11 protein-coding genes are annotated in these 12,848 nt (G+C 69.6%); 8 read left to right on the top strand and 3 right to left on the bottom strand.

The window, feature by feature from the left end; all coding sequences use genetic code 11:
• The 3 genes from KME77_RS10160 to KME77_RS10150 all read right to left on the bottom strand — a co-directional run.
• On the bottom strand, positions 1-183 hold a 183-nt coding region (locus tag KME77_RS10160; protein WP_219464729.1), incomplete at its 3' end, for a hypothetical protein.
• Positions 180-1,382, bottom strand: coding sequence for a sensor histidine kinase (locus KME77_RS10155; protein WP_219464727.1), 1,203 nt, complete (start codon positions 1,380-1,382; stop codon positions 180-182). The genes KME77_RS10155 and KME77_RS10160, both read right to left, overlap by 4 nt.
• Before the next feature lie 45 nt (positions 1,383-1,427).
• Positions 1,428-2,510 (bottom strand): glycoside hydrolase family 18 protein, encoded by a 1,083-nt coding sequence (locus KME77_RS10150; RefSeq protein ID WP_219464726.1) that lies wholly within the window; start codon positions 2,508-2,510, stop codon positions 1,428-1,430.
• 130 nt (positions 2,511-2,640) lie between these two features.
• Between KME77_RS10150 and KME77_RS10145 the strand changes: the two genes are divergently transcribed.
• The 8 genes from KME77_RS10145 to KME77_RS10110 all read left to right on the top strand — a co-directional run bounded on the left by KME77_RS10145 (position 2,641) and on the right by KME77_RS10110 (position 11,740).
• Positions 2,641-3,555, top strand: a complete 915-nt coding sequence (locus KME77_RS10145) for an LLM class F420-dependent oxidoreductase (protein WP_219464724.1) — start codon at positions 2,641-2,643, stop codon at positions 3,553-3,555.
• A 45-nt stretch (positions 3,556-3,600) separates the two neighbouring features.
• On the top strand, positions 3,601-5,094 hold the full coding sequence (locus KME77_RS10140) for a 3' terminal RNA ribose 2'-O-methyltransferase Hen1 (protein WP_219464722.1): 1,494 nt from the start codon (positions 3,601-3,603) through the stop codon (positions 5,092-5,094).
• A complete protein-coding gene (locus KME77_RS10135) occupies positions 5,091-7,577 on the top strand; it encodes a polynucleotide kinase-phosphatase (RefSeq protein ID WP_219464719.1) in 2,487 nt (828 codons plus the stop codon). The genes KME77_RS10140 and KME77_RS10135 overlap by 4 nt, the downstream gene beginning before the upstream one ends.
• A gap of 54 nt (positions 7,578-7,631) precedes the next feature.
• Positions 7,632-9,026 (top strand): sugar porter family MFS transporter, encoded by a 1,395-nt coding sequence (locus KME77_RS10130; protein ID WP_219464710.1) that lies wholly within the window; start codon positions 7,632-7,634, stop codon positions 9,024-9,026.
• A gap of 49 nt (positions 9,027-9,075) precedes the next feature.
• Positions 9,076-9,576, top strand: a complete 501-nt coding sequence (gene mug / locus KME77_RS10125; RefSeq protein WP_219464700.1) for a G/U mismatch-specific DNA glycosylase — start codon at positions 9,076-9,078, stop codon at positions 9,574-9,576.
• Positions 9,577-10,083: 507 nt separating this feature from the next.
• Positions 10,084-10,872: a hypothetical protein gene (locus KME77_RS10120; RefSeq protein WP_219464698.1), complete on the top strand. Its 789-nt coding sequence runs from the start codon at positions 10,084-10,086 to the stop codon at positions 10,870-10,872.
• 363 nt (positions 10,873-11,235) lie between these two features.
• Positions 11,236-11,547, top strand: a complete 312-nt coding sequence (locus KME77_RS10115; protein ID WP_219464691.1) for a hypothetical protein — start codon at positions 11,236-11,238, stop codon at positions 11,545-11,547.
• A gap of 10 nt (positions 11,548-11,557) precedes the next feature.
• The gene (locus KME77_RS10110; RefSeq protein WP_219464689.1) at positions 11,558-11,740 is read left to right on the top strand and encodes a hypothetical protein; all 183 of its coding nucleotides are present in this window, start codon (positions 11,558-11,560) and stop codon (positions 11,738-11,740) included.
• Positions 11,741-12,848: the final 1,108 nt, after the last annotated feature.

Genomic DNA, 12,848 nt, shown 5'->3' with positions numbered 1-12,848 from the left:
GAGGAAGCCGAAGCCGCCGAGGATGTTGGCGCTGTCGGAGGAGTAGGCGATCACCCAGCGGACCTTGTCCAGGCGGCTCGCCCGCCGCAGCCTGCCCCACGGCGCGCGAGCCCACGACGATTCCCAGGAGGGCACGTTGGCATGGGGCCCAGCGTTCACCGGATGCCGGTCCGTGGATGTCATGGGCGCACCACCGCACGCAGCACGAACTCGCCCGACGCCGTCGGGGCCGCGGTGAACGAGCCGCCCGCCGAGGACATCCGCTCGGCCAGCCCGCGCAGCCCGCTGCCCGCGTTCGGCGGCACGGCCGGCCCGCCCGCCGCCCGGCCGTCCGTCGCCCGCCCGTCCGCCGTGTGCCCGTCCGTCGCGTGCGCGGGGGAGCCCTCCCGGGGCACGCCGTTGTTGCGCATCTCCAGCACCCCGCCGTCGATGACGATCGCGCACCGCGTCGCCGTGCTGTGCTTGAGCACGTTGGTGGCGCCCTCGCGGACCGCCCAGGCCAGCAGCGCCCGCCCGGCGGGTGACAGGTCGTCCGCCCGGGCCTCGACGACGCACCGCGCCCCGGCCGCCTCCAGCGCCTCCCGCGCCCCGGCGAGCTCCTCGTCCAGGTCGAGCGACTGGTACCCCTCCACGGCGACCTGCACCTCGGCCAGCGACTCGGCGGCGAGGCGGCGTACGTCGGCCATCTCGGCCGCGGCCTTGCCCGCGTCGATGGTGGCCAGCTTGGCCGCCAGCTCGCTCTTGAGCGAGAGCACCGACAGGCTGTGCCCGAGCAGGTCGTGCAGGTCGCGGGCGAAGCGCAGCCGCTCCTCCGACACGGCCAGCGTCGCCTTGGCCTCCCGGCTGTCGTGCGCCTCCCTGATCGTCCACCAGAGCCAGCGCCAGATCCTGGTCAGAGCCGGCAGCAGCACGGTCGAGACCACCTGGACGGTCAGGACCGCCTGCCACGGCTGCTCGCCGATCACCGACACGTACGTCGTGACCACCGCGACTACCGCGGCCCCCAGCCAAACGGTCGCCCACAGCGGCAGGTACAGGGCCATGGCCGACAGCCACAGGGTGGCGATCACGTCCCAGGACCCCTCGACGCCGCCGGGAGGCCGCGGCGGGATGAGCGCCACCGTGACGGCCGCCAGGACCCCGCTCAGGGCCAGCTTCACCGTGGGCCGCGGCCGGTCGTCGTAGGCGTCCCGCAGGACAAGAGGGACGAACGCCAGCGAAGCCATCGCACAGACCTCGACGACCAAGGCGTGCGGGACGGAGATCAGCGACTCGGCCGCCGTGGCGTAGACGGTCAGCGACAGGGCGACGGCCATGAGAGCGAACGTGCCGTCCATCCAGTACAGGAGGATCTTCTTCGCCGTCTCAGGACGGGTCGCCACCCGGCTCCTCCCCTCTCCCGCTGATTCCCTCTCGAATCGTATAGTTCACCCGCGGGTGCGGCGCAGGGCGCGCGCGACGGGGGCCTGTGGCGGGGTGCCGCGCAGCGACAGCCAGGCCAGCTCGTGGCGGCCGGCGAACGCCGCCAGCGTCGTCGCCTCCGCCTCGCTCAGGTCCGCCGGCGAGGTCAGCACGCAGGTCACCGCGACGCGCCGCCACGCCTCGCCGGTGTCGGGCACGGCCTGGGCCTCGGCGACCTGGGTACGGGCCGCGCGCAGGGCGAGCGCGATCCGGTGCGTCCCGCCGCCGAAGGGACCGGACGGCTCCATCGCGGCCAGGAGGTTCACGGTGCCGACGTCCGCGCCGGCCTGGCGGGTGAGGCGCAGCATGGCGGCGTCGCGGGCGGCCAGCCCGTACGGCTCCAGCGGCAGCGAGAAGCTCACCCGCAGCCGCCGCTCGCGCTGGAGCGCGCGGATCGCGTGGGCGCGGCGCGTGACGGCGGCCCGGTCGGCGCTGTCGCGGACCTCGAACTCCGCGTACGAGGCGCCGAGGCCGCCGATCACCCGCCGGTACGCCGGGACGAGCCGGTCCGGCCGGGCACAGGCGGCGGCCAGCTCCCGCCCCCGGGGGCCGCCGAACACGGGCCCGGCCTCCGCGCCCCCCGCCCGCAGCCGGCGGAGCCGCTCTGCGGAAAGCCCCGCGGGACGCCCACCTGCGGAAAGTCCGCCGGGACGTTCGCCCGCGGAAGGCCCTGCGGGACGTTTTGCGGGACGTTCGCTCGCGGAGAGCCCGCCCGTCCACGTCCCCGTACAGCCGTCGCCCCCCGCGATGACGTGGCCGATCGTGTACCAGCGCGTCCGGGACCGTAAGCCGGAAACGCCGTCGGCGAACGCGACGAACCCGGCCGGCCCCTGCCTGACGGCGTCCTCGACGGCGGGCGACGGCCGGCCCGCGAGCGCCGGCGTCGGACGGGCGGAGGCCGTGGGAGGCGGAGGAACGGGCCCGGGCACGGCCCCCGGGGGCAGCACGGAGACCCAGAAGCCGGTCCCGCCGATCAACCCCAGCGCGGCCAGGAACGCCAGCGGGCGCGGAAGCGTGCCAGGCTCCCGCCTGCGTCGCGATTCCGACATGAGCCACCTTGGGTGATCGATCGGCTACGGTGAGCACTGGCTGGTGAAGGTTAGCAAGCATCCGGGGGCGGCGGAGCCCTTTCTCCGGATGCCGTGAAATGTGCGCCGACGCTGCGCGGATAATGGCGTCATGAAGTTGCGGATCTTCACCGAGCCCCAGCAGGGCGCCACCTACGATGACCTGCTAGCCGTCGCCCAGGCCGCCGAACGCCTGGGTTTCGACGCGTTCTTCCGGTCCGACCATTACCAGCGGATCGGCGCCGGCGACCCCGGCCCCGGCTCGACCGACGCCTGGCTCACGCTGGCGGCGCTGGCCAGGGACACCTCCAGGATCAGGCTGGGCACACTGGTGACGCCGGCGACGTTCCGGCTGCCGGGGCCGCTGGCCATCAGCGTCGCGCAGGTTGACCAGATGAGCGGCGGGCGGGCCGAGCTGGGCCTGGGCACGGGCTGGTTCGACGGTGAGCACAGCGCGTACGGCATCCCGTTCCCGCCGGTCGCCGAGCGCTTCGGCCGGTTCGAGGAGCAGTTGGAGATCATCCGGGGCCTGTGGTCGGCGGAGAAGTCGTACTCGTTCGAGGGCAGCTACTACCGGCTCGTCGACTCGCCCGCGCTGCCCAAGCCGGTCCAGCGGCCGCACCCGCCGATCATCATCGGCGGCGTCGGCGCCAAGCGGACGCCCAGGCTGGCCGCCATGTACGCCGACGAGTACAACGTGCCGTTCAGGACCCTTGAGGCCACGGGCGAGGCCTATGACCGGGTACGGGAGGCCGCCTCCGGGCTGGGACGCACGCTGACCCTGTCGGTGGCCCAGACCGTGTGCGTGGGCCGCGACCAGGCCGAGATCGAACGCCGCGCGGCGGCCATCGGCAACGACCTCGCCTCGCTGCGCGCCAATGGCCTGGCCGGAACCCCCGCAGAGGTGGCCGACAAGATCGGCAAGTTCGGCGAGCTCGGCGCCGAGCGCGTCTACCTGCAGGTCATGGATCTGTCCGACCTCGAACACCTGGAGCTGATCGCCGCCGAGGTGCTCCCCAACGTGTGACATATCCGTTGGCGTCCCTTCACGGCGCTGCGGCAGACTTGGGCCGTGCTGCTGACCATCTCGACCACCGCCACGCCCGCCACCGATCTGGGCTTCCTCCTGCACAAGCATCCCGACCGGGTGCAGGAGTTCGGCCAGTCGTTCGGCACGGCCACGGTCTTCTACCCGGAGGCGGACGAGAGTCGCTGCACGGCCGCGCTGCTGCTCGACGTCGACCCGATCGCGCTGGTCAGGTCACGCGGCAAGAACTCCCCGGACTTCAGCCTGTCCCAGTACGTCAACGACCGGCCCTACGCCGCCTCCTCGCTGCTGGCCGTGGCGCTGGGCGACGTGTTCCGCACGGCGCGGGCCGGTCGCTGCGTGGCCAGGCCGGAGCTGCCGGGCCGGGCCATGCCGCTGGAGATCCGGCTGCCCGCCCTGCCCTGCCGGGGCGGCCCCTCGCTGGCCGAGCGGCTGTTCACGCCGCTCGGGTGGGCGGTGGAGGCCGAGGCCGTGCCGCTCGACGAGGGCTTCCCCGAGTGGGGCGACTCGCGGTACGTACGGCTGACGCTGCGCGGGGACGTACGGCTGGCCGACGCGCTCAACCACCTGTACGTGCTGCTGCCCGTGCTCGACGACGGCAAGCACTACTGGGTCGCGCCCGACGAGGTGGACAAGCTGGTCAGGGCCGGTGAGGGGTGGCTGTACGGGCACCCCGAGCGGGGGCTGATCATGCGGCGCTACCTGGGGCGGCGCTGGTCGCTGGCCCGGACGGCGCTGGCCAGGCTGGCGGAGCTGGGCGACGAGACCGAGGAGCAACTGGAGCCCGCGGTGGCCGAGGAGCCGGAGGCGGGCGAGACGGCGGCCGACGAACTGGCGGCCACCGAGGCCGCCTCCGAGGCCGAGCCCGGAACGGAAGCCGAGCCCGCCGCAGAAGGCGAGCCCGGAGCCGAGGACCCCAAGCCCAAGTCGCTCAACACCCGGCGCCGCGAGGCCGTGCTGGCGACCCTGGAGGAACTCGGCGTCACCACCGTGATCGACCTCGGCTGCGGCCAGGGCGAGCTGGTCGGCGCGCTGCTGTCGCGCCCCAGGTTCGCCAGGGTCGCCGGGATGGACGTCTCGCCCATGGCGCTGACCATCGCCGCCCGCAAGCTCAGGCTGGAGCGCATGCCCGACAGCAAGCGGGCCAGGCTGAGCCTGTTCCAGGGCGCGCTCACGTACACCGACAAGCGCCTGACCGGCTACGACGCCGCGGTGCTGATGGAGGTGGTCGAGCACGTCGACCCGCCGCGCCTGGCCGCGCTCGAACACGTCGTGTTCGGCCACGCCCGCCCGCAGCACGTGCTCGTCACCACGCCGAACGTCGAGTACAACCCCCGTTACGAGTTCCTGACCGGGCTGCGCCACTCCGACCACCGCTTCGAGTGGACCCGCGCGGAGTTCACCGCCTGGGCCACGGGCGTGGCGGAACGCAACGGCTACCAGGTCGCCTTCAGGCCGGTCGGCGACGACGACCCCGAGGTGGGGCCGCCGACCCAGATGGGAGTGTTCACTCGATGATCAGCGTCCCCGAGCTGTCCCTCGTGGTGCTCGTCGGCGTCTCGGGCAGCGGGAAGTCGACGTTCGCGGCCAGGCACTTCAAGCCGACGCAGGTGATCTCGTCGGACTTCTGCCGTGGCCTGGTGGCCGACGACGAGAACGACCAGGCCGCCACCCCGGCCGCCTTCGAGCTGCTGCACCACATCGTCGGCGTGCGCCTGAGCAGGGGCCTGTTCACCGTGGTCGACGCCACGAACGTCCAGTACGCCGCCCGCCGCGGCCTGCTCGACCTGGCGAAGAGCCACGACGTGCTGGCCGACGCGATCGTGCTCGACACGCCGGAGGAGGTGGCGATCGAGCGCAACGCCTCGCGCCCCGACCGCGACTTCGGCCCCGGCGTGGTGATCCGGCAGCGCAAGGACCTGCGCCGGTCGCTGGCCAAGATCTCCCGCGACGGCTTCCGGCGGGTGCACGTGCTGCGCGGCCTGGAGGAGATCGAGAGCGCGCGGCTCACGTACGAGAAGGCCTGGTCGGACAAGACCGAGCTGAGCGGCCCGTTCGACATCGTGGGCGACATCCACGGCTGCCGCGCCGAGCTGGAGACGCTGCTGGAGGGCCTCGGCTGGGTGGTCGAGCGCGTCGCCGGCCGCGCCGTGGGCGCGCGGCACCCGGAGGGGCGTACGGCCGTGTTCGTCGGCGACCTCGTGGACCGCGGCCCCGACACGCCGGGCGTGCTGCGCCTGGTCATGGGCATGGTCGCGGCCGGCACGGCGATCTGCGTCGCGGGCAACCACGAGGTCAAGCTCGTCCGCGCCCTGAACGGCCGCAAGGTCACCGTCGCCCACGGGCTGCGGGAGTCGCTGGACCAGCTCGCGGCCGAGCCGCCGGAGTTCGTCGAGGCGGCCAGGACGTTCATGGACGGCCTGCTCAGCCACTACCGGCTCGACGAGGGCAAGCTCGTCGTCGCGCACGCGGGGCTCAAGGAGGCCTACCACGGCCGCGCGTCCGGACGGGTCCGCTCGTTCGCCCTGTACGGGGACACGACGGGCGAGACCGACGAGTACGGGCTGCCGGTCCGCTACCCGTGGGCCGAGGAGTACCGCGGCCGGGCCATGGTCGTCTACGGCCACACCCCCACGGTCCGGGCCGAATGGGTCAACAACACGATCTGCCTCGACACCGGCTGCGTGTTCGGCGGCACGATGACCGCCCTGCGCTACCCCGAACGCGAGCTGTTCTCCGTACCCGCCCAGAAGGTCTGGTACGAGTCGGTCAAGCCGCTCGGCGGCCCGGCGCGTGAGCCGGGCATGCTCGACATCGGCGACGTTCAGGGCACCCGGCACGTCGAGACCCGGTTCGGCATGCGCGTCAAGGTCAGGGAGGAGAACGCCGCCGCGGCGCTGGAGGTCATGAGCAGGTTCGCGGTGGACCCGCGCTGGCTGGTGTACCTGCCACCGACCATGGCGCCGCCGGAGACGTCCTCTCTGGAGGGGTTCCTGGAGCACCCGCACGAGGCGTTCGAGGAGTTCGCCGCCGCCGGGGTGAGCGAGGTCGTGTGCGAGGAGAAGCACATGGGCTCGCGGGCCGTCGCCGTGCTGGCCAGGACGCCCGAGGTGGCCCGTGAGCGCTTCGGCGTGAGCGACGGGTCGGCGGGTGTCGTCTTCACGCGTACCGGCCGGCCGTTCTTCGGCGACATGACGCCGCTGGTGGACAAGCTGCGCGAAGCATGCGAACCGCTCTGGCCGGCGCTCGGCTCCGACTGGGTCGCGCTCGACTGCGAGCTGCTGCCCTGGTCGGCCAAGGCGGGCGAGCTGATCAGGGCCCAGTACGCCTCCGTCGGCGCGGCGGCGCGCGCGGCCCTGCCCGAGGCGGTGTCGGTGCTTGAGGCGGCGGCCGGGCGTGGGCTGGATGTGGGCGAGACGCTCACCCGCGCCCGGCGCCGCTCCTCCAACGCTGCCCTGTTCAGGGACGCATATGCGCGTTACTGCTGGCCGGTCGACGGGCTGGACGGGGTGCGGGTGGCGCCGTTCCAGATCCTGGCCTGCGAGGGGAAGGCGCTCGCGCTGCAGCCGCACGCCTGGCACCTGGAGACGCTGGCCGAGCTGTCCTCGCCGCTGATCACGCACACCCGGCACGTCTTCGTCACGCTCGGCTCGGCCTCGTCGCGGGCGGCGGCGGTGGACTGGTGGACCTCGCTGACCTCCGCCGGGGGCGAGGGGATGGTCGTCAAGCCCGCCACCTACGTGGGGGGCCGCGTCCAGCCCGGGGTCAAGGTGCGGGGGCGGGAGTACCTGCGGATCATCTACGGGCCCGACTACACCGAGTCGCTCGACGTGCTGCGCCGCCGCTTCCTCGGCAAGAAGCGCTCCCTCGCGCTGCGCGAGTACGCGCTGGGGCTGGAGGCGCTGTCGCGGCTGGCCGACGGCGAGGCGGGGTGGCGGGTGCACGAGCCGGTCTTCGCCGTGCTGGCCCTGGAGTCGGAGCCGGTGGACCCGCGGCTGTAGTTCCTTGGGCTGCCGTTGGCCGTACGCTTGGTCACGCTGGGTAGTCGGTTGTGTATGGCTACTCAGCAGGGCCACCAGGAACAGCTCGGCCACGTCGTCTTCATCACCGCGGCGGCGGCCATCGGCGGGTTCCTGTTCGGCTACGACAGCTCGGTGATCAACGGGGCCGTCGTCGGGATCCAGAAGTACTTCCGCGTCGGCTCGGTGGAGACCGGGTTCGTGGTCGCCATCGCGCTGCTCGGCTCCGCCGTGGGGGCCTGGATCGGGGGGCGGCTGGCGGACCGATGGGGGCGTACCAGGACGATGCAGGTGGCGGCCGTGTTGTTCGCGGTCAGCTCGATCGGGCAGATGCTGCCGTTCGCCATCTGGGACCTGGCGCTGTGGCGGGTGCTGGCCGGGATCGCGATCGGGATGGCCTCGGTGATCGGGCCGACGTACATCGCCGAGGTCGCGCCGGCCGCCTACCGGGGGCGGCTGGGGTCGTTCCAGCAGCTCGCGATCGTGCTGGGGATCGCGGTGTCGCAGCTCGTGAACTACCTGCTCGCGCGCCTGGCCGGAGGCGACGTCAACAACTCGCTGTGGGGTCTTCAGGCGTGGCAGTGGATGCTGGGCGCGTGTGTCGTGCCGGCGCTGCTCTACCTGCTGTTCGCCTCGACGATCCCGGAGTCGCCGCGGTACCTGATCGCGGCGGGACGCACCAAGCGGGCGCGGGCGGTGCTGGCCGAGGTGGAGGGGCCGGGCGTGGACCTGGACGAGCGGGTGGCGGAGATCTCCCGCCTCATCCGGACGGAGCGCGTGCCGACGATGCGCGACTTGCGGGGACCCGCGCTCGGGCTGCTGCCGATCGTGTGGATCGGCATCGTGCTGTCGGCCTTCCAGCAGCTAGTCGGCATTAACGTGATTTTTTACTACTCGTCCGTTCTGTGGCAGTCGGTGGGGATCGACCAGAGCAACTCCCTGCTGATCAGCTTCTCCAGCTCGGTCATCAACATCATCGGCACCTTCATCGCGATCGCCCTCGTCGACCGCATCGGCCGCAAGCCCCTGCTGATCATCGGCTCCGTGGGCATGGCGGTCTCGCTGGCCACGGCCGCCTGGGCGTTCTCGTACGCGTCGGGCGAGGCCTCCGCGCTGCCGTCCCCGCAGGGACCGATCGCGCTCGTGGCCGCGAACGCGTTCGTGCTGTTCTTCGCGCTGTCGTGGGGTGTCGTGGTCTGGGTGCTGCTGGGCGAGATCTTCCCCAACCGCATCCGCGCCGCCGCGCTGGGGGTGGCGGCGGCCGCGCAGTGGATCGCGAACTGGGCGGTGACGGTGTCGTTCCCGGCGCTCGCGGAGTGGAACCTGCCTCTGACGTACGCGGGGTACGCGTTCTTCGCGCTGTTGTCACTGCTGTTCGTGCTGCGCTGGGTGCGCGAGACGAAGGGCCGCCGCCTGGAGGAGATGGGCTAGGAGCTCACGGGGGACGGGACCTGCCCTTTGTCGGCTACCCTCTCCTGACGTGATCGAGGATGTCCTGGGCCCTTCCCTGAACGTGCTGTTCTGCGGCATCAACCCCGGCCTGATGTCGGAGGCCACCGGCCACCACTTCGCCCGCCCCGGCAACCGCTTCTGGCCCGCCCTCCATCTGTCCGGCTTCACCCCTCGCCTGCTGGCCCCCTCCGAGCAGCACCTGCTGCCCTCGTACGGGCTGGGCATCACGAACGTCGTCCCCCGCGCCAGCGCCAAGGCCTCGGAACTGTCGCGGGAGGAACTGGTGGCGGGCGGGGAGCGGCTGGCCGGGTTGGTGTCCTCCGTACGGCCCCAGGTCCTCGCCGTCCTGGGCATCTCCGCGTACCGCACGGCTTTCGCCCGTCCGAAGTCGGTGATCGGGCCGCAGGGGGAGACGGTGGGCGGGGCGCGGGTGTGGGTGCTGCCGAACCCGAGCGGCCTGAACGCCCATTGGACGGTGGCGACGATCGCGGGGGAGATGCGGCGACTGCGGGAGTCGCTGGAGTCATAAGCCGATTTAAGGTTGAGGCCTGCTCGTATCAACGGTTCTGTGTGCCCAGAATTGGCGCAGGAAAGTGGCGGGGCATCGGGGTGGTCACATAGTCGCTCGTCAGCGGGGAGCCTCTCCGGGCAGGGGCGTCTCATCATCCTGGAGCCCAGACGTTACAAAATGTGTGTTTGAACGTTGAGTGACTTATCTCATATTGTTGCCCCGCCCGGGCGAGGATATTGATCTTGTGTCATGTCCTCTCACGCCTGATTGAGGGTGTTGGCGGCGGTGGGCTCGCGCCCGCCGGGTGGCTTTGTAACTACGACGACGGAGCCAGGGGATAAATCCGGGACGGTGCATCGCGCGGCCTCGTCAGAGTCCACCGGCACAAGCATGGTCGGACGTGCGCTTGACCAGATGCGGGAAGGCTGAGGAACGTGGACCGGCCATACTCCCCAGCCCTCCCTGTCGCAAATGTCTCACGTTTCGGAAAGGCCGGCCTTGACATCGCGGCGGATAGTGCTCCTCATGGCCATGACGGCAGCGAGTGCCATCGCCTTGGCCGAGATCATTCATTTTCTCGCCGATGATCCCGGGCGTTTTCGCGAGGTGTATGGCGGTGCCGTTCAAGTGGCGCATCCAGAGCAATGGCTGCTCGCCTCGGATGCGTCGATCGATCCGATCTCGACGCGCCTTGAGTTCTGGGGTGACAAATATGGGGGATCGGAGTCTGGGTTCCTTCACGGCTCGGTGAGTATGAGCGCTTCGAGGCTCCTCAGCAAGTCGCTGCCTCCGAACACGAGAATGACAGGAATGCTCCAGTCGTTCAGAGGTGGGCAAGGCGCGGATGAGAGCGAGAAGACACAGGCGCGTCGTGAGCTCGCAAGTCTGCCGGACAACAGTTTCTCGACCGCGATAATCGAGCTGGCCGATCCTTTGGATGAGCGGGAGCTGAGCAGGATATTCGCAGACTCTGTAGACACGAGGACCGACACTTCGTTTCTGTTCCTGTCCGGCCTGCAGGAGGGGATGAGGAAGCCCATCTTCTGGCGGCCTTGCGCGATTTATCGTAGCGCCGAATGTGAGCAGAAATCCAGTTTCGAGCTGTATCGCCGATGGGTGTCCCGGCTCACTTGGCTGGACAGCAGCGGTCTGACGCAATTGGATCTGGACATCAATCGACTGCGCGATGCCGCACTGGAGGGGCGTGCCTATGGGTTACTCACGAACGGCTATCCCAAGCCCCGGCTGTTGGAGATGTTGAAAATTCCCGCAGTTCGTACGATACGCATTGTCGAAACGCGGGCCATCGGCTGATTGGAGGATTGCTGACCTTGAATTTTCGCGATCTTTCTGCAACGTCCACGGATTCGACGACTGCGATCCTGCTTGACTCCTTCGGGCTCAGCCTCTCCGAGCTGCGGAGCGGAATGGCCGATGGCCTGTGGTACGGAATGATTCTCAGCGCGCGACCTGAGCTCGCGAGGGCCATCGCCGGGGTTTCGCGGGTCAGCGTAATCATGATGAGACGGGCAGCGCTCTGACTGCGTGGGCGGAGATAACATGCTTCGATGGGTTCTGACATGCGCCTTTTTGGCGCTGGTGAGTGGCTGCTCGCTCGTCCCCGAGCAGAAACGTGGAGAATTCGACGGGCGTCCTGCTGACGTTCCGGTGTTTTCTGTGGATGATGTCGTGAAACTCGCCAAAGGACGAACCCTGCTTCGTCATGTCGGTCAGAGCGGGCAATCTCCCACCTGGTCCGGGCGCTTCAAGGCTTCGGATTCCTATGGAATCACCTTTGACTGCTCCGGCGTCGTCGGCAAGGCTTCCATAAGAACAGATCTCTTGTCCATGGAGCACGAATGTTCGAAGGGGCCGAACAAGCTCAGGATCGGACGTTATCCAGCAGGGGAGAAGGAGTTCCGTCGGGTGACAGTGAGTGTTCCGAAGGGGAGTGGCTGGGCCATTGTGGTTTCGGAGCAGGGCGCCTAATAAATGTGTCATGGGATGGCTGGTGTTCCTGGTCGGCGGATGTGCGATCATACTTGAAATTCCGGGTCCGAACACTGCTGTGACGTTCGCTGTTTTGCTGGCGACCGTCGTCATGTCGCTTCTTGTCACTGCGGTTGTCATGGCATTCCGGGCCTTACCCCCGTTCCGGCAGGCGGCCATGGTGCTGCGCTGAGCACGACGTCCCCAAGCTCAGCCGTGACCGCCGCCTCTCGCGCGCGAAGGACTGGCATACGTAATCCCGGACAGCACTCTGATTCCCGTGGATCGCTGCGTTGGGCAGACCCTCAGCGTCAAGGGCAAGTTCATCGACCTTCGGTGCCCAGGCGAGGCTCACCAGTACCTCGGCAATCTTCAAGCGCTGTCGGCGCCGGGCGGTTGCTGTTGTGGGGCGGCGAGGTCGAACCCGGCTCGGTGCACGATCTGACCGCCGCCCGTGCCCACGTGCTGGGCGCCGCCGGTTGTCATGCCGAGGTCCGACGGGCTCCGGACGTGGGCGTGCGCGCGTATCTCGCCGTGATCGGCGCACGGGACGACAAGGCCGTACGTGTCTTTTCTCAGCGTCGGCGTATCACGAGCGCGTCCACGGCTGGCTGGACGACCTGATTGACACTTGGGTGAGCCGGGCCTTGACGAGTACGGGCCGGGGGATATCGGGAGGTGCGGCGGGTCTATGTCGACATCGTGGTGAATTGCTGTGACGAGGAGCCGCCGAACGACGACCGCATTTTTCCTGAAGCTTCTCACTCGGCGGGCAGCAAGCCGCCGCACCCTGGAAGGTGATCGACCTTGGGGCTTGGTTGAGGGAAGAGAAATGCGTACGACCCGGTGGTTGAGCGTGCAGGAGAACAGGGGCGTTTCCAGGGGCTTGTGGGTGTGCGATGCTCGGTCCCGTGACTCAGTCGGAAGGTGAGAGCAAGGCCGGCGATCGGGCGGGGGCGGTGCGTCGGCTTGGCGACTGGACTCTTGTCGGAGGGCCTTCTCTGGGAGTATTTGTCTTTCTGCTGGGGAATGGGCAGCTGTCGTTCGAGTGGATTCTCATCGTTGTCGGCGTCACGGTGGTCGGGGCGTATCCATTCAGGCCGGTCCGAGCTGAGGTGTCCTGTTTGCGGTAGACGCGCCGGTTTCTATTGAATAGAGAGATCTTGGGTTGGTGCGTCGTACCTTGAGCGGGTGGATCTCGATCCAGCGCGGTTGAGTCGTGAGGAACTGCTGGCTGCGCTGGCCGAGCGGGACGCTGTGATCGCCGCGTTGATGGCCGAGATCGAGCAGTTGAAACGGCG

This window comes from Nonomuraea rhizosphaerae (assembly GCF_019396405.1).
Lineage (GTDB): Bacteria > Actinomycetota > Actinomycetes > Streptosporangiales > Streptosporangiaceae > Nonomuraea > Nonomuraea rhizosphaerae.
The sequence above is the reverse complement of the archived record's forward strand: the minus strand, read 5'-3'. Positions and strand labels throughout refer to the sequence as shown.